The 329-nt window shown below is 58.1% G+C and carries 1 protein-coding gene; it reads left to right on the top strand.

Translation table 11 applies throughout. From position 1 onward, the window contains the following. The coding region (locus ACGF5R_RS24695) for an Ig-like domain-containing protein (protein ID WP_387693284.1) at positions 1-329 on the top strand (329 nt) is incomplete at both ends.

Raw genomic sequence — 329 nt, 5'->3', positions numbered from 1 at the left:
AGCGCTACAACAACGGCGCCGACAGTTATACCTTCACGGCGACGGTGAAGGATGGGCACGGCAATCTGGTGGTGGGTCAACCGATCGACATTGAGTGGCAGACAGAGCCAACGGAGGCCGGGCTAAAACTGACGAAACAGAGCAATTCGGTGAGTAATGCGCAGGGACAGGTCACCGCGACGTTAACCAGCACGGCGGCGGTGACGGATGTGCAGGTGTCGGCAAAGGCGGCGGCGAATCCGTCATGGGTCAAGGCCGATAGCCCGGTAAGCTTTGAGGAGCTGAGCCTCAGTTATCAAGTAACCGGCGTGATGGTGGAAGTGGATAAA

This window comes from Photorhabdus sp. RM71S (genome assembly GCF_042879355.1).
Classification (GTDB): Bacteria; Pseudomonadota; Gammaproteobacteria; order Enterobacterales; family Enterobacteriaceae; genus Photorhabdus; species Photorhabdus kayaii.
This window is presented reverse-complemented; position numbering and strand designations above follow the sequence as displayed.